Below are 24027 nucleotides of genomic sequence, written 5' to 3'. Positions count from 1 at the left end.
GTTATTCTTTATGAGGATAAGTAAGGAAGTTGACCAAATGCATATTTACTGTGAAGTAGCTCTTCCATACTTGTCGACAATGAAATTTTTGCATTTATAGAGCAAACGTTTGCGTTGGTATGGAGAAATTTCGGAAACTCTACAGCATAATAAGACAATGACCGTCATGAGTTTTATCGTGAGTGCTTGTTGAGTGGTCTTCTTCTGACTTTGAAGTTGTTTGTTCGTTCATGGGTATTTGTAATTTGAATTCCTTTATCAAAATTTGTCCTGTATCTGTTTTTGTTAAACAGTATATACGATAAATAAAATGTCGGAGAAATTAGATGAATCTATATAAAAGTCAAACTGCAATTTTTTAAGTAGTAGAAGGATTGAAAAAGAGAAAAAGATGATAATAGCTGTCAAACAAGTTTTAGTAAAGTGGCTTAATGACATTGAATAGTAGAATCTTTGTCATAGTATGCTTGTACCAGGATCTATCTATTTTTAATTTTATAGGAGGATAACATAAAATATGTATTTAAAAAGAGTTACTTCGATTTTTTCGATTATAATGATTTTTATGTTTACTATAGGTCAAAGTCTTTTACCTATAGTAGCAAATGCACAAGAGCTAAACACAGCAGGACTTGTGGATAGTTTTCAGATTGGTAAAACAAATCTAAGTACCACAGAAAGGACTAAAGTAACTGTAAACTTCAGTGAAAAAGATGGACTTAGGCTGAAGCCTGGAGACACACTAACATTAACACTGCCTCCAGAATTAAAAGGATTAGATAGAGAGTTTCCATTAAATGACTATGGTACTTGTAAAGTTACAGCAGGTACTGTGGTATGTACATTTAATGATAAAGTGGATACATATGAAAATATTCAAGGGTATTTAAACTTTTTCGTGGAAGCTACTAATGTAGGAACGGATCAAAAGAAAGAGATTGAAACTAATTTCGGTACAACTGTAGATAAGCAGTCTGTAACAATTACCGGTCCAAGTAGTGGTGGTGGCACAGATCCTGGAAAGCCACCGTTTTTTTATAAAACTGGTGATATGAACTCAGGTAAGGACAATGAAGTACGTTGGTTCTTGAATATAAATTTAAATAAAGAAGAGTTAAGTCGTGATATTGTTGTGACTGATAATTTACAGGAAGGTCAAACACTTAATAAGGATAGTTTCTATATAAGTGTAGATAATTACCTAGGTAATCGATATTTAACGCTACAAGAGTTTGAAAAGCAAGGTTACGGAACGATTACCTTTACTGGTGACAGATCATTTAAAGTTGTGCTTAATAAGGATAAAGCACGTCTTGCCGCCTTTTCGATTGGTTATAGCTCTACTATAACGGAAGCAGGGAAGAAGCAAGAGTTTTTTAAGAATGATTATACGATTGATTACCAAGTTTGGAACAAAGAGCCAGTTAATGAATCGGGCAGTTACCCAGTCGAAAATATGGAAGCTAGCGGTGGTGCTACCGGTAACAAGGTTCCAAAAGGAAAGCTGAAAATTGTTAAACATATTGAAGGAAATAAAGAAAAAGTAATCCCGAATGTTTCGTTTAAGTTGTATAAAGAGTCTGGTGAACAAGTTGGGGGCGAATATAAAACAAATGAAAAAGGGATAGTTGAAACTCCTCAATTATCACCAGGTAAATATTATGTACAAGAGGTTTCAGCTCCAGACTATATTGATTTCGATCCTCAGAAAAAAGTAGAGTTTGAAATAAAATCAGATGATGAAAATGGAGTCGAACTGGATATTCCAAATAAAGTGAAAACTACATCTGTTTCAGGAACGAAGATGTGGAAAGGCGATAACGAGAAAGATCGTCCAAGTTCAATCAAAGTAGAATTACTACAAAATGAGAAAATAGTAGACACAAAAGAAGTAACAGCGGCAGATGGTTGGAAATACAAATTTGACAACCTAGCAGTCTATGATGCAAATGGAGTGGCGTACAAGTATGAAGTAAAAGAACAACCGATAGATGGATACACAACAGAAGTAAATGGTTATGACATTACAAATACAAAAGTGGTACAAACAACCAAAGTAGAAGGAACGAAAACATGGAAGGACGGAAATGCGGAAAATCGTCCGAATATGATTAAAGTAGACTTACTACAAAATGGCCAAGTAATCGCAACGCAAGAAGTAACAGAAGCAAGCGGTTGGAAGTATGAGTTCAAAGATTTAGCGGCATATGATGCCGAAGGTAAGGCATATAAGTATGAAGTGAAAGAACAAGCAGTAGATGGATATCAAACAGAAGTAAAAGGTTATGACATCACGAATACAAAAGTAGGCAAGACGAAAGTAGAAGGAACGAAAACGTGGAAGGATGATAATGCGAAAGATCGTCCGACGATGATTAAAGTAGACTTACTACAAAATGGCCAAGTAATCGCAACACAAGAAGTAACAGAAGCAACAGGTTGGAAATATGAATTCAAAGATTTAGCGGCATACGATGCCGAAGGTAAGGCAAACAAGTATGAAGTGAAAGAACAAGCAGTAGACGGATATCAATACGAAGTAAAAGGTTATGACATTACAAATACAAAAGTAGGTCAAACAAAAGTAGAAGGAACGAAAACGTGGAAGGATAACAATTCACCGGATCGTCCGAAAACAATCAAAGTAGACTTACTACAAAACGATAAAGTAATCGCAACGCAAGAAGTAACAGAAGCAAGCGGTTGGAAGTATGAATTCAAAGATTTAGCGGCATATGATGCCGAAGGAAAAGCGTACAAGTATGAAGTGAAAGAACAAGCAGTAGATGGATATCAATCCGAAGTAAAAGGATATGACATTACGAATACAAAAGATGCAAAAACAACAGTAGCAGGAACGAAAACTTGGAATGACAACAATGCATCAGATCGACCAACAACAATCAAAGTAGACTTATTGCAAAATGGCAATGTAATTCAAACACAAGATGTAACAGAAGCAACCAGTTGGAATTATACATTTGCAGACTTAGCACGATATGATGCAAATGGTGTTCCTTATACGTACACAGTAAAAGAGCATCCAGTAGCGGGATATAAATCGGAAGTAAATGGCTACAACATTACAAACACAAAAGTAGCAAAATTGACAGTAGAAGGAACAAAGACGTGGAAAGACGGAAATGCAATAGACCGTCCGGCAATGATCAAAGTAGACTTACTACAAAACGGTAACGTAATCAAAACACAAGATGTACTAGCAGTAATGGGTTGGAAATATATATTTGCAGATTTAGAAGCATACGATGCGAGTGGAGTAGCTTATCAGTATGAAGTGAAAGAACAACCGATTGCGGGATATAAATCTAGCGTAAGCAGTTATGACATCACGAATACAAAAGTAGGCGAAACGAAAGTAGAAGGAACAAAGACTTGGAACGATAACAACGCAACAGATCGTCCGACGATGATTAAAGTAGATTTACTACAAAACGGTAAAGTAGTAGACACAAAAGAAGTAACAGAAGCAACAAATTGGAAGTACACATTTGAAAACCTACAAGCATACGATGCAAACGGAGTAGCTTACGAGTATAAAGTGAAAGAACAAGCAGTAGATGGATATAAATCGGAAGTCAAAGGTAATGACATCACAAATACAAAAGTAGGCGAAACGAAAGTAGAAGGAACAAAGACTTGGAACGATAACAATGCAACAGATCGTCCGACGATGATTAAAGTAGACTTACTACAAAATGGTAAAGTAGTAGACACAAAAGAAGTAACAGAAGTAACAAATTGGAAGTACACATTTGAAAACCTACAAGCATACGATGCAAACGGAGTAGCTTACGAGTATAAAGTGAAAGAACAAGCAGTAGACGGATATCAATCGGAAGTAAACGGTAATGACATCACGAATACAAAAGTAGGCAAAACAAAAGTAGAAGGAACGAAAACGTGGAAGGATGATAATGCGAAAAATCGTCCGACGATGATTAAAGTAGACTTACTACAAAATGGCCAAGTAATCGCAACGCAAGAAGTAACAGCGGAAAAAGGTTGGAAATATGAATTCAAAGATTTAGCGGCATATGATGCCGAAGGTAAGGCATACAAGTATGAAGTGAAAGAACAAGCAGTAGACGGATATCAAACAGAAGTAAACGGTAATGACATCACGAATACAAAGGTTGGTCAAACAAAAGTAGAAGGAACGAAGGTATGGAAGGACGGAAACGGTGAAGGGCGTCCAGAAACAATCAAAGTCGACCTACTACAGAATGGCAAGGTAATCGATACAAAAGAAGTAAGTGCAGCAAGCGAATGGAAATATGCGTTTACAGATTTAGTGGCATACGATACCGAAGGTAAGGCATATAAGTATGAAGTAAAAGAACAACCAGTAGACGGATATCAATCCGCAGTCAAAGGATATGACATTACGAATACAAAAGTAAGCAAGACGAAAGTAGAAGGAACGAAAACATGGAAAGACGATAATGCGAAAAATCGTCCAACAATGATTAAAGTAGATTTACTACAAAATGGTAAAGTAGTAGACACAAAAGAAGTAAGCAAAGCAACAAATTGGAAGTACACATTTGAAAACCTACAAGCATACGATGCAAACGGAGTAGCATACAAGTATGAAGTAAAAGAACAAGCAGTAGACGGATATCAAACAGGAGTACATGGTTATGACATCACGAATACTAAAGTTGGTCAAACAAAAGTAGAAGGAACGAAAACGTGGAAAGACGATAATGCGAAAGATCGTCCGACGATGATTAAAGTAGACTTACTACAAAATGGCCAAGTAATCGCAACACAAGAAGTAACAGAAGTGACAGGCTGGAAATATGAATTCAAAGATTTAGCGGCATACGATGCTGAAGGTAAGGCATATAAGTATGAAGTGAAAGAACAAGCAGTAGATGGATATCAATCCGCAGTCAAAGGATATGACATCACAAATACAAAAGTAGGCGAAACGAAAGTAGAAGGAACAAAGACTTGGAACGATAACAACGCAACAGATCGTCCGAAAGCAATTAAAGTAGACTTACTACAAAATGGTAAAGTAGTAAACACAAAAGAAGTAACAGCAGCAACAAATTGGAAGTACACATTTGAAAACCTACAAGCATACGATACAAACGGTGTAGCTTACGAGTATAAAGTGAAAGAACAACCGGTAGACGGATACAAATCTAAGGTAAACGGTAATGACATCACAAATACAAAAGTAGGCCAAATAGAAGTAGAAGGAACGAAGACATGGAAAGACGATAATGCGAAAGATCGTCCTTCAATGATCAAAGTAGACTTACTACAAAATGGCCAAGTAATCGCAACAAAAGAAGTGAGCGCAGCAAGCGAATGGAAATATGCGTTTAAAGATTTAGCAGCATATGATGAGAATGGTGTAGCTTACAAGTATGAAGTGAAAGAACAAGCAGTAGACGGATATCAATCAAAAGTCAAAGGTAATGACATCACAAATACAAAAGTAGGCCAAACAAAAGTAGAAGGAACGAAGACATGGAAAGACGATAATGCGAAAGATCGTCCTTCAATGATTAAAGTAGACTTACTACAAAATGGCCAAGTAATCGCAACACAAGAAGTGAGCGCAGCAAGCGAATGGAAATATGTGTTTACAGATTTAGCGGCATATGATGCTGAAGGAAAAGCATATAAGTATGAAGTGAAAGAGCAACCAGTAGATGGATATCAATCCGAAGTCAAAGGATATGACATCACGAATACAAAAGTAAGCCAAACAAAAGTAGAAGGAACAAAAATGTGGAAAGACGATAATGCGAAAGATCGTCCGAAAGCAATTAAAGTAGACTTACTACAAAGCGGTAAAGTGATTGCGACGCAAGAAGTAAGCAAAGCAACAGGCTGGAAATATGAATTTAAAGATTTAGCAGCATATGATGCAGACGGAAAAGCATACAAGTATGAAGTGAAAGAACAAGCAGTAGACGGATATCAAACAGAAGTACATGGTTATGACATCACGAATACAAAGGTTGGTCAAACAAAAGTAGAAGGAACGAAAACGTGGAAAGACGATAATGCGAAAGAACGTCCTTCAATGATTAAAGTAGACTTACTACAAAGTGGCCAAGTAATCGCAACACAAGAAGTGAGTACAGCAAGTGATTGGAAATATGAATTTAAAGATTTAGCAGCATATGATGCTGAAGGTAAGGCGTACAAGTATGAAGTGAAAGAACAACCAGTAGCGGGATACAAATCCGAAGTAAATGGTTATGACATCACGAATACAAAAATCAAGGACGAACCAGGTGTAGATCCAAAAGATCCAAGTACAGATCCAAAAGATCCAAGCACAAATCCAAAAGATCCAGGTACAGATCCAAACACAAATACAGACAAAAATAGCGATTCAAAAGTTCCACCTACTACAGAAAATGATAAGCCAACATTACTTCCTAACACAGGAGGAACATCAGCAGAAATGATTTCAATTCTTGGCGGTATGGTATTGTTCCTTTTAGGTGGAATTCTATTTGCTCGTCAGCGAATAAAAGAATAAAAAAGCTTTAGATTATTGATTAAACCGTAATCTGAGTAGCAGACAAGTTGAAAAATTACTATTGATATTACGCCCTTTAGGTAAGTATTCAAAAACTTCACGATAAAGTGAAGGGAAGAATGCAACCTGAAGGGTTTTTTTTATAGAAAAAAGAGAACAGTTTCAAGTTGGACTCAATCAACGGCCCAATAATATGGTCAGCTTTCATAGAGATAAGCGGCTCTAAAGCGATAATAAAGCTGCTTTTAAGAAGTCTATTATCATAAGCTTAGAATGTGGTGTCCTATCTCATGTAATTTAAGGTCAATGACCATGTTCCATTAAGTTTTAGATGAATGCATAGCCATTCTTATGGCTAATTTAGAAATAGTATTTTGGAAAGCTTTGTTCTTGAGTAGCTGCTGCAACGTTTATTTCAGGAATAAAAACATTAATTCCTGAAATTCAAGTTAAAGTTCACACAACTGCAAGAATAATTTTCTTATAATTAGAAAAACTCTTTATTAGATGTAATCAATATTATTACAATTTTTATTCTGCATGATAATGCTATGTAATAAATGTGTTTCTATTTATATATTACGATTTTAATTATACAGGATAATACCATGTAATAAATATGCTTTTATGCATATTTATTTTTTCTCAATAAAAGCCACCGATTAATCGGTGGCTTGAAATAGTATTAAGCAGCTTTTTGTCCTGTTTTCACGGTAGGTTGAAGGCTATTATAGACGCCTGTACCAATGACCTCCAATGCCATTTTCATACGTTCTGGTGAAATGTTCTCAAATACGTTATCTTGAGGCGTGTGATATACCTTTTCAATATGATAGATTAATGGATTCCAACTATCTACGCCCATCCAAATAAATAGTGCAGAAGGAATACCAACTTCAGCAAATGGTACGTGATCACTAGAGCCAAATTTCCCTTGAAGAACGAGATCATTATTTAATTGTTTACCTGCTTGTAAGGCAGCAACTGTTACAATGTTTGTTGAGCCATCAGGAGTCATTGCATATAAATTCTTTGCTTTATCATAATTTGTTGCAACCATGTCAGCGTTGAAGACACCTAAAATACGATTACGTTCTTTTTGTGATAAGTTTTCTACGTAATATTCAGAACCGAGTAAACCAGTTTCTTCAGAACCAAAAGCGATAAAGCGGACTTCTTTATCAGTTTCTACATTTTGAAAAGCACGAGCTAGTTCTAATATTAATCCTGTACCAGAAGCATTATCATTTGCCCCAGGTGCTCCAACGACACTATCATAGTGTGAACTTACAACGACAGCTTTTTCATTACCTGTACTATTTTTGGGTTTCTTTTTAGCAATAACATTTAGAGATGTTAAATTAGATTCATGTCTCGCTTTTAGGGAAAGAATTGTTGTTCCTTTTTTAGCGATTTCTTCTTTAAATGCATTTCCTTGAGCATAAGCAAAACCGAAGACAGGGATAGACTGTTTTTTAGTTAAGCGAGGATTGAAAGTTTGTCCATAGTTTCCGCGTCCGCCAATTAAGCTGTATAAAAGAACACCTTTTGCCCCTTTACTAACAGCATTTTCAACCTGTTTATTATAATCTGCTACTGTTGCACCTCTTTCGAATAAAACAATTTTTCCGTTTACCTCATTTGGAATATCGTCTAATTTTGTACCACCTTGAACAAAGATAAGTGGAGCTGTAACAGCTTCTGTAGAAATTAGTGCATTTGGAGCAGCACCAGCTTGCCAATTACGCTTTGTCCCTAATGGTGATTCGATAAATCCAACGTATTGATCCGGCACTTGAAAGGGCTGATACTCTACTTCATATCCCATTGATTTAAGCTTCATACCAACATAGCGAGAAGCCCATTCTTCTGATTTTGTACCACCCGGACGGGGACCGATTGTTTCGGATAAGAAACGGATATGCTCGATGGCGCGGTTTGCATCAACTTGTTTTGTAATAGGTGGAGTCTGTGTAATTTCTGACGTGGAATCAGCTTTTGCTTGCCCGATTGGAGCTAAGCTAACGGCGAGTGATACAGCAAGCAAGGAGCTTACTATTTTTTGTTTCAGTGATTTTCTCATTTTTTCCTCTCCCATTCTTCTATTCTCTCTGACTGACAAAAGAAGACGGATAACGACTATATTTTACCTTTATATGTATGAATTTTCAATAAATGTATGTTGAGAAATAAAAAACGCTATATGCATATTTGCATATTTTTAGCGGAGATATGTATGCTATCATTTTAAATGAAGGATCGCTTTCTGTTTTGAAGGCTCCTACATTGCATGAATCTAGTGTACCCAAACTTTAGATTATGTAGGGAAAAGAGATCCGTTATAGGATTTCTTTTCTTTTGTTTGAATCATGTGATGATAACTATGTTTCCGCATTTCATAATTATCATCAGTGATATATGTAAGGCATCCATATGAAAATACGAGGCTGTTCAAGAGTTTTCCGTACTTTTGGACAGCCTCACCCCGTTAAAAAGGTGATACTTTGATGTATCACCTTTTTATTTTTATAAGCTTTCTGTTTATAGGGATGTTACATAATCAAAAACAGCCGCTTTAGTAGAAGGAATCTACAAAACGGCTATTTTTGATTATAGTTGAGTTAAAATAATTGGCTCGCCACGAGTGACGACAACTGTATGTTCACATTGTGCAACAAGGCTTTTATCTGGTGTAACGAATGTCCAACCATCATCACCGCGCTCAATGATATGATCAGCTTTCATAGAGATGAATGGTTCTACAGCGATAACAAGGCCGTCTTTTAGAAGCGCATTATCCATTGGATCATAGTAGCTTAAAATGTGGTTTGGAGCTTCGTGTAAGCTAAGACCAATACCGTGACCAGTTAAGTTTTGAATAACGTTATATCCACTTTTATGTGCAAAGTTAGAAACAGCACGACCAATTTGATTTTGTTTTGAGCCAGCTTTTACTTTTTTCATTGCTTCCCAAAATGAGTCTACTGCTGCTTGGCAAAGTTTTTCTTTTTCTTCATCGTCGCCAAGAACAAATGAGATACCTGTATCTGCATAATATCCGTCAAGTGCAGCCGATACGTCTACGTTTACTAAATCGCCTTCTTTTAATACGCGATCGCTTGGAATACCGTGAGCAACTTCTTCGTTTACACTAATGCAAGTTACACCTGGGAATTTATATTCTTTTTCAGGCGCTGAAATAGCACCGTTCTCGTCTAATACTTTTTTACCAATTAAATCAAGCTCTTTCGTTGTCATACCTGGCTTCGCTTGTTTTTTCATTTCTTCGCGTGCAAGTGCAACGATGCGGCCGATTTTTCGTAAACCTTCTAAATCTTGTTCATTACGAATAATCATGAAAACCACTGTCCTTCCTCGAATATATGTCTTATCCGATTGTATCATGTTTGTTTTTGTACTGCTACTCGCATGCGGTATGCAGGCTGATTCCTCTCATAAAGAATACATGACAATTGTCATATGGATGTCATGACGCATCATACTGTTTCCTAACTTTTCCAACGCATACAATGTAAATATAAGAAACGGCGGGGGTGGAGAGATGGAAAAGATTATTGAAGTAAATGGTGTTTCTAAAACATTTAAACATAAAAAAGCAGTAAATAACGTTTCATTTCATGTAAATAAAGGGCAAATAGTAGCATTACTCGGCCCAAATGGTGCGGGGAAAACAACGACAATTTCAATGATGCTCGGATTAAAAGATCCGACAGAAGGGAATGTTTCGATATTTGGAAAGAGCCCGAAGCATAGAGATGTTCGTAATAGCCTCGGTGCGATGTTGCAAGAAGTAAGCGTTATTGACAGCATCACAGTAGAAGAGGCAATTGAGTTATTCCGTAGTTATTATACGAATCCAGTAGCGAAAGAAACATTACTTCAGCTATCGAATTTAGAATCAGAGCGAAAGCAAAGATGTGAAAAGTTATCAGGTGGTCAAAAGAGAAGGTTGAATTTTGCACTCGCACTTGCGGGAAATCCAGATTTATTATTTTTAGATGAACCAACTGTAGGGATGGACATTACGTCTCGAAAAGTGTTTTGGGAAACGATTCGAAAGTTAGCAAGTGAAGGGAAAACGATTATTTTAACAACACATTATTTAGAAGAAGCGGATGCACTAGCAGATCGAATTTTATTATTTGCGAACGGAAAGATTATCGCAGATGGCACACCAGATGAGATGAAAGCGACGATTTCTCGAAAAACAATCTCGTTTTATTCGAAAGAGAAAATTCCTAAGAGTTTACTAAAGGAATTACCGCATGTAACAGAAGTACAGTCAAATGAAGGGCGCTTCACTTTAACGACGGAAGATACAGATGCCACTTTACAAGCAATTTATCAGAGGAATCTACCTGTAACAGACGTTTCAGTTGAACGTGGAAGCCTCGATGAAGCATTTGAACAGTTTGTCGCAAATCAGAAGGGGGAAATCGCATGAGAGCACTATGGATGCAATGTAAAATAGAGGTTTTACGTACGTTCCGCAATAAATTATTCATCTTTTTCTCATTATTAATGCCAGTTATGTTTTATTACATCTTTACAAATGTTATTCAAGTCCCGCAAAACGGAGATGCATGGAAAGCACATTATTTAATTTCAATGGCGACTTTCAGTATTGTAGGGACTGCCCTTTTTAGTTTCGGTGTGAGACTTTCTCAGGAAAAAGGGCAAGGATGGACACATTTGTTAAAAATTACACCGCTTCCAGAGGGCGCATATTTAGCAGCTAAAATTATTGCTCAAACAGTAGTGAATGCTTTTTCAATCTTAGTTATTTTTATGGCAGGAATATTAATTAATAATGTTGAGTTAACGATAGGCCAATGGATTGGTGCCGGATTATGGTTATTATTAGGCGTGACACCATTTTTAGCACTCGGAACAGTAATAGGTTCGATCAAAAAGGCGGATGCAGCTGCTGGCCTGGCTAATATTTTAAATATGAGCTTAGCTGTAGTTGGCGGATTATGGATGCCAATTGAAGTATTCCCAAAAGTATTAAGAACCATTGGAGAATGGACACCAACATATCATTTTGGTAGCGGGGCATGGGATATTGTAGCTGGAAAATCAATTGGATGGGAAAATATCGCGGTACTAGGAGGTTATTTCCTTATATTTGTTGTAGTATCAATATATATAAGAAAAAGACAGGAAGCGGTATAAATGATAGAGAAGAAGAGGTTTGAAGTTTTTCCGAAACAGATGGGTTTCTTCCCGTATATGTGGCTCGTGTATTTATTATTTCCAATCTATAATTTAACGCAAGTATCAGGATGGAAGCTTGTAATAGGGATCGGTATGTTGATAGTCTTCACCGTCACATACCGTCAACTTTATTTTGTTAACAAAACGTTCATTTTGTGGGCGTGTATTCAAATGGTGCTCACATTCTCATTTGCTTTATTTTATAATCCCTTCATGATATTGTTCGGATATTTTACGGCGAGTGCGATGGGATTTGCGCCAAGTAAGAAGGCATTTCGTGTGTTGTTATGTTTATTAGTTGTAATGCTTGGAGCTTTTATATTTGTAAATGTTAATCAACTAACAATCCCGAGTTTAGTGAATATCGTTCCGATGTTTATTTTAATGCTTCTTACGCCATTTGGAATGCGTAATTTTAATCAGAAAAAGATGTTAAGGAATCAACTAAACGAAGCAAACGAACAAATTAAAGACTTAGTAAAACGTGAGGAACGGCAGCGAATCGCAAGAGATCTTCATGATACGTTAGGGCATACGTTATCTCTTATTACTTTAAAAAGTCAGCTTGTGGAGAAATTGATTGTGAAGAATCCAGAACGCGCAAGTATAGAGGCGAAGGAGATTACGCAAACATCTCGTACTGCTTTAAAACAACTGCGCGAGTTAATTTCTGATATGCGTATGATTACAGTGGAAGAAGAACTTGAGCAAATAAAAGCAATTTTACAAGCGGCTAATATTGAATTAGAAGTAAAACAAGAAGCTAATTCTAGTTCGTTATCACCAATTGAACAAAATATTTTAGGAATGTGTTTGCGTGAGGCAGTTACGAATATTGTAAAGCATAGTAAGGCGACGGAGTGCATTGTATCTGTATTAGAATCGCAAGGTGAACTGATTTTGAAAGTAGAGGATAATGGCGTAGGTTTGGAAAATCAAAATCATGATGGAAACGGTATTCGCGGTATGAAGGAGCGGATCGCCCTTATTGATGGGTTTGTTGAACTGGGTACGATAAATCCAGGGACACTATTAATAGTAAAAGTACCAGTTGTTATTAGAACAGGAAAAGATGAGGTGAGGGCATGATTCGAATTATTATTGCAGAAGATCAGCGAATGCTTCGTGGTGCGTTAGGAGCCCTGCTTGATCTAGAGGATGATATTGAAGTAGTTGGTCAGGCTGCGAATGGGGAAGAGGCGTTAAAATTAATCGAATCGCTAAGGCCTGATATAAGTATTATGGATATTGAAATGCCGATTCAAAGTGGTTTAGATGTTGCTGAAGCGCTGAAGAAGGAAAAGTCACCTTGTAAAGTAATGATTTTAACAACATTTGCACGACCAGGTTATTTTGAACGGGCAATGAAAACTGGTGTTCACGGGTATTTATTAAAGGATAGCCCAAGCGAGGACTTAGCTTCAGCAATTCGAAATGTCATGAAAGGGAAGCGAGAAATTTCGCAGGAGCTAATGTTTGGCTTATGGCAGGAACAAAATCCGCTATCAGATCGTGAAAAAGAAGTGCTGGTACTTGCGAAAGAAGGAAAGACTACAAATGAAATTGCTAAGATGCTCTATCTTTCGCCTGGTACAGTGCGTAATTATATTTCTGAAGTATTAGCAAAACTGGAAGCGAAAAATAGAATTGAGGCAATTACAATTGCGGAAGAAAAGGGATGGATATAAAAAGAAGTTTACCTATGAGTGGTAAACTTCTTTTTTGCTTATTTTCCTTGTTGTACTTCTACTACTTTACTAATTTTTGCTAGAGCCTTATATCCATGTGCTTGGAAAGCCTTTTCGAATTCTGTTGCTGTCATATTACCATATAAGTCTTTTGCAGCTTGTACAATGTGAGATTGAAGTGATTCAAAATCTTCTGCTGAAGTTGCGTAGTTTTGCAATGCACGCATAACAACTTTACTTACTTTTTCATTTCCTTGTCTTTGAACAGATATACCGTTATACGTTTTACCTTCAGCTAATTGATATAATACATGGCTGATAATTCCAGAATTCACGTGAGATTCTTGATCATTTCCATCATTATAGAAATCTTTTAAGTTTGTGTATAGTTTGTTGCCGCCGTCACCAATTTCCCCTGGGATGTCACGAATTGTTAGACCACCTAACGTATCACCCATAATCCAATTTCCTTTATCTTTCTTTACGTAATATTCTATTTGTGTACCCCAAAAATCTGCTAGACCTTCATTTAGCGCAGATGTTTCAGCACTTGGATATCGCACAATTTTATTTTTCGTCGTACCACTAAATACAGCATGTCCAAATTCATGAGCTGTTACGTCAAGAGCAGAGGTTAATTTTCCATTTAGCCCGTCACCAAAGACCATTTGATTCCAACCTGGATGCCAAAATGCATTTACATAGTTTTCTTTTACACCATCACTAACTTCAGTAGAATCAAATCCGTGGACGCTAGCAACAACTTTTGAGTCTTTATTATCGTAACTTTTCAGATTATGTTCTTTCTTAAAATAGTCGTAAATATCACTCATATTTTTCATAACACCAGCTGCTTCTTTATCTAAGAAGTTAGAGTTATCGCTTGAAATAAGTGTCCCTGGATAACCAGCTTGGCTATCGCCACCAAGGGAATCAGCGTAGTTTGCGTTGTAAATATAAATACCATTTCCGCGGGATAAATCAGCTAAATAAAATTTTCCATCAGAGCCTTTCGCAATATTAAATAATACATTTTCTTGTAGCGCATTTTTCCCAGTTCCTTGTTCTTTCGCTGGTGATAGTTTAGGTGCTGTTACTTGATTAATAGTTTTATTCTCTTTATTTTTAATAAACTTTTCTTGGAAAAGTACTTCACCAGTTTGTAAGTCCATGATTGCATTTCCGTTTATAACTTGTTCATTGTTTTCATAAGTAAATGTAAGGACCGTTGCGTATGTATAGTAGCCATCTTTTTTCTTATAAACTACCGTTTCGCTAGAAAATTCTGTTTCTGTCGCATCACTTGGAATTTGAAGTATATTGCGTAATTTAGATTTTACTTCATTTTTCGACAAAAAATTTGTTATAGTAAGATTAAGTTGTTGGTCTAAATTTTGGGAAACTTTACCACTAACAGTTGTAATTACTCCATTTTTATCTACTTTTACAATGAGATCTTGACCATATACTTTATAGTTTTTGTATGTTTGTGCAAGGCGTAATTCGGTTTGATTTTCTTTTGTTTCTTTATTTGTAGGTTGAAAATCGACATTCTTTTCAGTAGTAACTTGCTCTTGTTGAGCTTTAGCCCCATTTACCTCACCTTTTAAATACTTTTTAGCAATATTCTCTTTTGTATCGTTTTGAGGTTGTGTTAATTTTCCGATTGTTAAACCAGGCTGAGCAATTTCAACTTTTACTTCATTTTTATCTAATTCTTGAGCGTGAATAACTTCTGTTGATAAAGGACAAAGAAGACCGAATGTAACGAAAGCACTAGCAAGTTTTCTATAATTCATCTATAACACTCCTAATCTTGTATTGTGTATGTGAGATGAATTGTATGAGGAATTTGCCGAATTTTATATATATTATGCATTATTTCATATCAAAAATTGTCGAATGCACATTATTGTAGTGGTATGACAACTTAAAAAATTAGATTGTTATAATGGGACGGTGAGCAAGTATGCACGCAGAAAAACTAGGAAGCGAAATAAAGAAAATTAGGGGAATGAGAGGATTAACACAGAAACAACTCTCCGATAATGTATGTCATCAATCGGAGGTGAGCAGAATTGAGTCGGGCGCGGTATACCCAAGTATGGATATATTGCAAGGTATTGCAGCAAAGTTACAAGTTCCCATTATTCATTTTTATGAGGTACTCATTTATTCTGATATCGAGAGGAAAAAGCAGTTAAAAGATCAAATTATTATGCTTTGTAAGCAAAAGAAATATAAAGAAATATATAATAAAGTATGGAATGAACTGAAAAAGGAAGAATATCATCCTGAGTTTCAGCAGTTTCTTCAATGGCAATATCATGTATCTGCGTATGTGCTAAAGAAGATTGATTATGAATATTGTATTCTGGAGCTAAAAAAGCTACTAAATCAACAGTTAACTGGAATAGACGTGTATCAAAAACTTTATATAGAAAATGCAATTGCAAATATTTATGCTGAAAATGGTTATTTTAAGAAGGGTATGGAGTTATTTGAAGGTATATTAAAGCAATTAGAGGCATTGCCTGAAAATAAAGAGTTTGATGTGAAGGTAAGACATAATCATGCAAAAACATTATACTTAGATAATCAATATGAAGAAGCACTTTATCAAATAAATAAAGCCATTGAAATATCATGTCGAATTAATAGTATGGCATTGATTGGACAGTTATACTATCAAAAAGGTGAATGCTTAGAAAAGCTAGAGTATGATGGGGCAGAGATTGAAGATGCTTATGAAAAAGCTTGTTTCTTTTTCGATATATTAGAAATGCATGCGTATAAAGAAACGCTTATAAAAAAAATGAAGAAATAAAAACGACCTAAAAAATAGATATGCATAATTGCATACGATATGGATAAATTTTCATGATATATTAAAAGAAAAATGTGGGTGATGGAATATGAAAAAACTACTTATTGGTAGTCTATTAACGTTAGCGATGGCATGGGGTATTTCATTAGCAGATATAGCTTTAGAGAAAAGCCAAGTAATTTCTCATAATGATCAAGAGGTACAATTAGCTTCAGATATGCCTTTTGAGTATTAAAAAGCAACCGTCTTACTTAGACGGTTGTTTTTTTATGGAGTAACATCCAAACATCTTTACTAGAAACAGGTTTGCTAAAGAGGAATCCTTGAATGTGGTCACAGTTTTGCTCGTGTAAAAACTTCCATTGTTCTTCTGTTTCTACACCTTCCGCAATAACCTCTAAATTTAATTCTTTCGATAGCTTAATAATGGAAGCGATAATCGCTTCTTCTAAAGGGCTATTTGTAATTCCACAAATAAATTCTCGAGCAATTTTTAATGTATTGATTGGATATTTCGTTAAATAAGCTAAAGAACTATAACCAGTTCCAAAATCATCAATTGAAATTTGAATACCAAGATTTTGAAGTTCTTCTAGTTTAGCAATTACAGAATGATTTTGATTAATCGCGATACTTTCTGTAATCTCAATATCTAGCGCTTCCGGCTTTAGTTCGGTTTCTTCCAAGACTTTTGAAATAGTTGATATTAAATCTGCGTGATTGAATTGAACAACAGATAAATTTACACCAACCTTTAAGTGAGAAAATCCTTGGTTATGCCACTTTTTTGCTTCTAAGCAGGCGGTACGTAAAATCCAATTACCAAGTTCAATAATAAATCCTGTTTCCTCTGCTAGAGGAATGAATTGGGCAGGCGATACAATTCCGAGTTTTGGATGTTTCCAGCGAATTAATGCCTCAAAACCGATAATTTGTTTTGTTTTTGTATTTACTTGTGGTTGATATTCAAGGAAAAATTCATTTTGTTGTAGAGCTTTTGAAAGTTCACCTTCTAGGAAGTGTATTTCATTTTGCGCAATACTCATTTCTTTTGAGAAGAAAATAAATCTATTTTTTCCATTAGCCTTTGCTCGATACATAGCCATATCTGCATTTTTCATTAATTCGGTTACATCGGTTCCGTAGTCAGGGTACATCGCAATTCCGATACTCGGTGTAACAGAAAGTTCTTCATCTTTAATAAAGTAAGGCTTATTTAAAATAGTTAAAATTTGTTCAGCCATAAAAGAAGCACTTTTTTCAGAGTACATATCTGGTAATAGAATCGTAAATTCATCTCCGCCTTGGCGGGCAACGATATCTTTTGAACGCAAACATCCACGTAATCTTTTTGCTACTTCAATTAATAATAAATCTCCGACATCATGGCCGAGTCGATCGTTAATTTTTTTAAATCGATCTAAGTCGAGGAACATGACCGCAACGTCATTAGTGGTGTTTTGAGCTGTATTTAAAATCGTTTTTAAATCTTTTTCGAATTTCCGGCGATTCGGTAGTCCTGTAAGTGCATCATGGAAAGCCATATGCTCTACTTGCTTTTGTTTTTCATATAAAGTTGTAATATCACGTGCTATACCAAACATCCCAACAACTTCCTTATTTATAAAAATAGGGATGAATGTAATGTGAAGGTGATAATAATATCCTTCTTTTTCTTTTGTACGAATTTCTAGAGTTTGTGGTCTACCTTCTTTTGTAATTTGTAAAGATTTCTTCAATAATTCATGATCTTGTGGATCAATGAAGTGTTGAAGAGAATAGCTTGTTACTTCACAATAATAGGCTGTAAATAAACTTTCACAAGCCTTATTAGATTGTTGAAAAATCCCATTCATATTTAAAGAAAAAACAGCATCAGGATGATCTTCGAATAAAGATTTATAACGTTGTTCACTTTTTGATAGGGCAGATACGCCTTCTTCCACTTTGCCTTCTAGTTGTGTAGTCAACTGTTCATACGTATCGATTAGTGCTTGATTATCTTTCCACATATAAAGTTGTCGTAGGAATAATAAGATGAGTGATAATACTAGACCGATTAACATGAATTTATCATCCCAAGGTTGAAAGACAATAAAAGAAAAAGTAATGATTATACTAAAATAAGGTAATATAAAGCGCACATAATCAAATCGATAATACTTTGTTTTCGTTTTATGCTGTATTGGTTTATCTAAAATGTATAGTATGGAAGACAAACCAATTAATAAAATTGAAGCAGTATGTATTAAGTAAGAGACTTCAGAAGAAGTTTCCATCCCTGCGTTTAATTGAAACAGATGTATATATCCGTACACAAGTATGATAGTAAAGCCGATAATTAATGAAATTCTGCTAGAAGAATATTGTTCTCTTCTATATAGGCTAATAACGGCGTAAATTACTAATGATTGTGCAATAAAGTATCCAATTAAAACCCAGGTATCTGTTGTTAACATACGAAAGCTTGAAAGATCCAAAATAAAAGTTAAGGTAAAATAAATATTCATAATAACAATAAAGATGCTATCGAATGAAAATTGAGCAAGGCCTCTAATTGAGTAATGTTTTATGAACTTTATAGCAAAGCCAGAGAAGAGTAAAATATATTGTACGATGAAAAAGGGCAACGCCTTATATGAGAATATGACTTGATCATATATAGAAAGTGAATGAAGAAATAAAGTTATCTCCATTGTCAATCCACATAGGCAAGTGCATAGTACTAAAACCCAAAATAGTTTGTCACCGCGCTTCATTTTCTTAATTGCTTTATATAGGCAATAGCAAGAAAAGAGTGTAGCAAAACAAAATAAGAAGAGAATGCCAATTTCTTTTATATTCAAGCTCTTAGGAATAAGGAATATCCAAAGAAAAAATATAATTATATACATCATGACAAAGTGTACATATTTTTTTTGATTAATCATATTATGACTCCGTTTCAATAAAGTTGAATCGCAGGTGGAAAATGCTAATTCCAATCATAGCATATAAAATAGGGTGTTTTTTACTAGGAAAATTACTTTTTTTGAAAAAAATAGCGCAACATTACAATTTACCATTGCAATGTTGCGCTATTTATTCTTTTTATTCCTCTTATAGAGGATAGTTCACATATTAATTGTAGCATTGCTAAATCTTTCTGTTTACTTTCAATCATAATATCAAAATTATGATTAATTTTTTTTGTAATGTGTAAAAAGGGTTTAATAAATTCTAAATCAATATAATCTGCGTGGGCCCTAAATTCTTTTTCTGATCTAGGAGAAGAAATATGAACTTTAGGAAGGACATTTGTATGTGACCAAGTTTTAAATATCATAGGAAGCAATTCTTCTAGCGGTTCATTACAAAGGTTCGCTATGTGATGATGATAATCGAACACGAAAGGGATTTTTTCTTTTTGACAAATAGCCAAAGTTTCAGAAGTTGTATACGTTTTATCGTCATTTTCAAGGGTCATTTGTCTTTTTATATGGTAAGGGAGTTTTTGTATGTTTTCATGAAAACGTTCGATTGCCTTTTCCTTATTTCCATACGCGCCACCTACATGGATATTAATGTAGGAAGAATCTGCAATTCCCATAGCATTTAACACGTTATAATGATAGGTCATATCTGTAATTGCATTAGTTGTAATATGTGGTTTGTCGCTTGTAAATAGTGTGAATTGGTTTGGGTGAAAACTTACGCGTAAATTGTGTTCTTGAATTAATGCTCCTATTTTACGCCATAGTGGAGCAAATATTTGAATGTAATCAAATTCAACTTCAGGATGTGTTGCAAGCGGGACGATAGAAGATGATAAACGATATAATGGAATTTCGTGTGCAATATTGTAATGAAGGATGCGTATTGTGTGTTCTAGATTTTGCAGTGTAACATTATATAATTTATCTTCACGCTCTTGTTTTTTTAGCTTTTTCCAGCTTGTAAATGTCATTGTTTTGGCAGGCGAACAGTCCCATAATGCCGTAGCATGTGAGACATATCCAAATCGAATTATCATATGTGATGCACCTCATTGGCCCTTGAAATTTCTCTATAAAAAGAACGCGAGTAGCGTTCCTATCCATTCCTTTCCTCTATCGATAATGGAGAGAGGATTGACATCTTCGAAGGAAAGTAATAAGGAGCGTTCCAAATCTTCCTCGAATTTACGTTTTACTTCTTGTATGAAATGTTTATCGTATAAAAGGCAATTGATTTCATGGTTAATATATATACTTCTCATATCGAAATTAGCAGTTCCGATATCACAAGTATGATCGTCTACTATAATAATTTTTGCGTGGAAAAATCCTTGCTGAAAAGCGTAAATATTACAACCAGCTTGTATTAACTTTCGGCAATATGGGAATTTTGCTTCTCGAACGAGGGCGTGATCAGCTTTTTGTGGAACGAGAATAGTTATTTGAACCCCACGTTTTCGCGCTTTTAATAATGCATTCATAATTTTTTTTCCAGGAATAAAATATGGTGTACCGATAAAGAGTTCTTTTTTCGCGCTTTCGATTAAATGTAAAAATGTATTTTGTAAATAGGCACCATCAGTAGGGATGAAACGATGTAGAATGGTCCCTGGTTGTTGCATAGGAAAATAAAGAGATGAATCTAATAAATTTTGGTCTGTATCGTCGAGCCAATCATGTAAAAATTGTTTTTGTAAATCTTGTATCCCTTCTCCTGTAAGACGTAAATGATAATCTCGCCATAACCCTAACCTTTGATTATGCCCTAAATATTCCTCGCCAATGTTAAATCCACCAATATAACCAATTTTCCCGTCAATAACTGTAATTTTTCTATGGTTTCTTTGATTTGCAGAAAAGAAAGGAAAAGGAAATTTCACTTTATGACAAAATGAAAAAGAGACACCATGTTTTTGTAGGGAGTAAATCGCTTCTTTTGATAAATAATGACTTCCAAACCGGTCGAGTAAAAGTCTTACTTCAATTCCTTCTTGTGCTTTATCGATAAGTAACTTTAAAAACGTACGACTTATATCATCGTTTTTTACAATAAAAAATAAAACGTGCACATGGTGTTTAGCTTGTTTTATATCAGTAAAGAGAGCATCGTATAGATCATTTCCGTATGTATAAAGGCGAAAATCACTTTGACGTAAAGGGAAAGAACGAGAACGTACACGCTTTAAATGAACAATTCTCCCATATGAAAGGTCGATTGTAATCCAGAGAGCGCTGCCTAATAACAAGAGAGATAAGAAAAACATAAGTAAATTCCCTCCTTCACGGTCTTTTCACCATCAATTTTTTACAAATCAAAATTTCACTGTATCCCGCTATTTGCGGGCAGTAAGACTCCCACCTCAAAATTGGGTTAAAGCAAAGAAGTTGGTTGGGATTCGGCCGCCCGTAAAAGTCCGATTGGTGAGGGCTAATAATCAGTAGGGAATAAACAGCTCTCTACTGATTAAAGTTTCACTTTATAGTTTCACCGAAATAAACAGCTTTATTAAAAAATGTGTTGTTGTATAACAAAAAACTGTTGACTGAATGCTCACTCATTATATAATGGGAATAGGGGATATAATTCAGAAAATTATATATTTTAGAAGATTCTAAAAAATAAAGAGAGCTTACAAAGAGAGGGGTAGCATAAAATGAATAGCTTACTAATCATTAATTGGCTGGCTGCCATTGCTGTTATTGCTTATGCGGGGTATTTGTTTGTATATCTTATACGAACAAGGATGGCCTACATACAATTAGGAAAAAAGATCGAATTTGACCGTCGTTTTAAAGAGCGTTGGGATCTTCTTAAGGTCAATGTTTTCGGTCAGAAAAAGCTGCTGAAAGATAAAAAGAGCGGCATCATTCACGTTATGTTCTTTTACGGATTTATTCTTGTCCAATTTGGAGCAATTGACTTCGTTTGGAAAGGACTTGCACCAGGATCGCATCTTCCACTTGGACCACTATACCCTGCATTTACATTCTTCCAGGAAATTGTCACACTCGTTATTTTAATTGCAGTCTTTTGGGCTTTTCATAGACGCTATATTGAAAAGCTTGTTCGTTTGAAACGTAATTTTAAATCAGGCCTTGTTCTTATCTTTATTGGTGGCTTAATGATTTCTGTGCTACTTGGTAATGGGATGGGAATTATATGGCACGGCGAGGAGCTTTCATGGAGTGAACCGATCGCTTCTGCAATCGCTTACGTTTTCTCGGGATTAAATGAAACCGTAGCCATTTCAGTGTTCTATTTCTCTTGGTGGGTGCATTTACTAATTTTGTTAACGTTTTTAGTTTATGTTCCACAATCAAAACATGCGCATTTAATTGCTGGACCAGTTAACGTGTTTTTTGGTCGTCTTTCAAATCCGGGAAAACTTGAAAAAATTGATTTTGAAGATGAAACACAAGAAACATTCGGTGTTGGTAAAATTGAAGACTTTAGACAAAATCAACTTATCGACTTATATTCCTGCGTCGAATGTGGTCGTTGTACAAATATGTGTCCGGCAACAGGAACAGGGAAAATGTTATCACCGATGGATTTAATTTTAAAACTTCGTGATCATTTAACTGATAAAGGAGCAGCGGTAACATCAAAAGCACCGTGGGTTCCAGTTGTTGCTTTTAATAATACACAAGGAAATCAGTTAGCGATGATGGCAGCTGGAAAAGGACAACAAGAATCAGCGGCTACAGCGCTAGCGTACGACCCAAGTTTAATCGGAGACGTTATTACAGAAGAAGAGATTTGGGCGTGTACAACGTGCCGTAACTGTGAGGACCAGTGCCCAGTTATGAATGAGCATGTTGACAAAATTATTGATTTACGCCGCTATCTCGTTTTAACAGAAGGAAAAATGGACGCGGAAGCGCAGCGTGCAATGACAAACATTGAGCGTCAAGGTAATCCGTGGGGACTGAACCGTAAAGAGCGTGAAACATGGCGCCAAGGTGACGATGAAGTAACAGTTCCAACTGTAAAGGAGAAATCAAAAGCTGGCGAAGAGTTTGAATACTTATTCTGGGTCGGATCAATGGGTTCGTATGACAATCGCAGTCAGAAGATTGCGATATCATTTGCGAAGCTAATGAATGAAGCAGGCATTTCATTCGCAATTCTTGGTAATAAGGAAAAGAACTCTGGTGATACACCGCGCCGCCTTGGAAATGAATTTGTATTCCAGGAAATGGCGACTAAAAATATTGAAGAATTTGAAAAAGCAGGAGTGAAGAAAATCGTTACGATTGACCCTCATGCTTATAACACTTTTAAAAATGAGTACCCGGACTTTGGCTTACAAGCAGAAGTCTATCATCATACAGAATTACTAGCCCAGTGGGTGAAGGAAGGTCGTTTAAAACCTGTCCATTCTATTGAAGAGACAGTTACGTACCATGATTCCTGTTACTTAGGAAGATACAACGAAGTATACGAAGCGCCGCGCGATATTCTAAAAGCAATTCCAGGTGTAAACCTTGTAGAAATGGCGCGTAACCGTGAAACGGGAATGTGCTGTGGTGCGGGTGGCGGCCTAATGTGGATGGAAGAAACGACAGGTTCTCGTATTAACGTTGCTCGTACAGAACAAGCGCTAGCTGTACAGCCGTCAATTATCGGTACAGGATGCCCGTATTGCTTAACGATGATTAGTGACGGCACGAAAGCGAAAGAAGTTGAAGAAACAGTTCAAACTTTGGACGTAACAGAGATTTTAGAACGCTCAGTTATCGGACAGAAGAAAGAAGCAATGTAGT

General features: G+C 35.7%; 14 protein-coding genes and 1 pseudogene. 8 read left to right on the top strand and 7 right to left on the bottom strand.

Annotated features, from left to right (window positions below):
- Window positions 1-517 precede the first annotated feature (517 nt).
- The gene (locus NSS74_RS23225) at window positions 518-6532 is read left to right on the top strand and encodes a Cna B-type domain-containing protein (protein WP_340814396.1); all 6015 of its coding nucleotides are present in this window, start codon (window positions 518-520) and stop codon (window positions 6530-6532) included.
- A 187-nt stretch (window positions 6533-6719) separates the two neighbouring features.
- On the opposite strand, the pseudogene NSS74_RS23220 reads toward NSS74_RS23225, so the two are convergent.
- The 3 genes and pseudogenes from NSS74_RS23220 to map form a co-directional block, all read right to left on the bottom strand.
- A pseudogene (locus NSS74_RS23220) lies at window positions 6720-6889 on the bottom strand (type I methionyl aminopeptidase); the annotation flags it as partial.
- 328 nt (window positions 6890-7217) lie between these two features.
- Window positions 7218-8615 (bottom strand): M28 family metallopeptidase, encoded by a 1398-nt coding sequence (locus NSS74_RS23215; RefSeq protein ID WP_002143900.1) that lies wholly within the window; start codon window positions 8613-8615, stop codon window positions 7218-7220.
- Window positions 8616-9142: 527 nt separating this feature from the next.
- Entirely contained in the window at window positions 9143-9937 is a 795-nt protein-coding gene (map, locus tag NSS74_RS23210; RefSeq protein ID WP_016121123.1) for a type I methionyl aminopeptidase, read from the bottom strand.
- Between the two features lie 157 nt (window positions 9938-10094).
- Between map and NSS74_RS23205 the strand changes: the two genes are divergently transcribed.
- The 4 genes from NSS74_RS23205 to NSS74_RS23190 are packed head-to-tail and all read left to right on the top strand — an operon-like array spanning window position 10095 to window position 13458.
- Window positions 10095-10997: an ABC transporter ATP-binding protein gene (locus tag NSS74_RS23205; protein ID WP_002143899.1), complete on the top strand. Its 903-nt coding sequence runs from the start codon at window positions 10095-10097 to the stop codon at window positions 10995-10997.
- On the top strand, window positions 10994-11728 hold the full coding sequence (locus tag NSS74_RS23200) for an ABC transporter permease (RefSeq protein ID WP_002143898.1): 735 nt from the start codon (window positions 10994-10996) through the stop codon (window positions 11726-11728). The genes NSS74_RS23205 and NSS74_RS23200 overlap by 4 nt, the downstream gene beginning before the upstream one ends.
- On the top strand, window positions 11729-12859 hold the full coding sequence (locus NSS74_RS23195; protein WP_002143897.1) for a sensor histidine kinase: 1131 nt from the start codon (window positions 11729-11731) through the stop codon (window positions 12857-12859).
- A complete protein-coding gene (locus NSS74_RS23190) occupies window positions 12856-13458 on the top strand; it encodes a response regulator transcription factor (RefSeq protein WP_002089785.1) in 603 nt (200 codons plus the stop codon). Before NSS74_RS23195 ends, NSS74_RS23190 begins: the two co-directional genes overlap by 4 nt.
- A 38-nt stretch (window positions 13459-13496) precedes the next feature.
- On the opposite strand, the gene NSS74_RS23185 is transcribed toward NSS74_RS23190, so the two are convergent.
- Window positions 13497-15257 carry a M4 family metallopeptidase gene (locus tag NSS74_RS23185; protein WP_340814390.1) on the bottom strand — a complete coding sequence of 587 codons (1761 nt, stop codon included), beginning with the start codon at window positions 15255-15257 and terminating at the stop codon, window positions 13497-13499.
- A 170-nt stretch (window positions 15258-15427) separates the two neighbouring features.
- On the opposite strand from NSS74_RS23185, the gene NSS74_RS23180 reads away from it, so the two are divergent.
- Window positions 15428-16285: a helix-turn-helix domain-containing protein gene (locus NSS74_RS23180; protein WP_044438295.1), complete on the top strand. Its 858-nt coding sequence runs from the start codon at window positions 15428-15430 to the stop codon at window positions 16283-16285.
- Window positions 16286-16373: 88 nt separating this feature from the next.
- Entirely contained in the window at window positions 16374-16520 is a 147-nt protein-coding gene (locus tag NSS74_RS23175) for a quorum-sensing peptide PapR (RefSeq protein WP_340814388.1), read from the top strand.
- 16 nt (window positions 16521-16536) lie between these two features.
- Here the strand turns inward: NSS74_RS23175 and NSS74_RS23170 are convergent, their stop codons facing one another.
- The 3 genes from NSS74_RS23170 to cls form a co-directional block, all read right to left on the bottom strand.
- On the bottom strand, window positions 16537-19215 hold the full coding sequence (locus tag NSS74_RS23170) for a DUF4084 domain-containing protein (protein WP_340814387.1): 2679 nt from the start codon (window positions 19213-19215) through the stop codon (window positions 16537-16539).
- A gap of 128 nt (window positions 19216-19343) precedes the next feature.
- Complete coding sequence (gene uvsE, locus NSS74_RS23165; RefSeq protein ID WP_002143890.1) at window positions 19344-20297, bottom strand: UV DNA damage repair endonuclease UvsE; 954 nt, start codon at window positions 20295-20297, stop codon at window positions 19344-19346.
- A 33-nt stretch (window positions 20298-20330) separates the two neighbouring features.
- Window positions 20331-21524: a cardiolipin synthase gene (gene cls / locus NSS74_RS23160; RefSeq protein ID WP_012262052.1), complete on the bottom strand. Its 1194-nt coding sequence runs from the start codon at window positions 21522-21524 to the stop codon at window positions 20331-20333.
- 390 nt (window positions 21525-21914) lie between these two features.
- On the opposite strand from cls, the gene NSS74_RS23155 reads away from it, so the two are divergent.
- On the top strand, window positions 21915-24026 hold the full coding sequence (locus NSS74_RS23155; RefSeq protein ID WP_002130078.1) for a heterodisulfide reductase-related iron-sulfur binding cluster: 2112 nt from the start codon (window positions 21915-21917) through the stop codon (window positions 24024-24026).
- The last annotated feature ends 1 nt before the right edge of the window (window position 24027 follow it).

It is taken from the genome of Bacillus sp. FSL E2-8868 (assembly GCF_038005505.1).
Taxonomy (GTDB): Bacteria; Bacillota; Bacilli; order Bacillales; family Bacillaceae_G; genus Bacillus_A; species Bacillus_A mycoides.
Note: the sequence above shows the minus strand (reverse complement) of the source record. Positions and strands in the feature narration are given on the sequence as shown.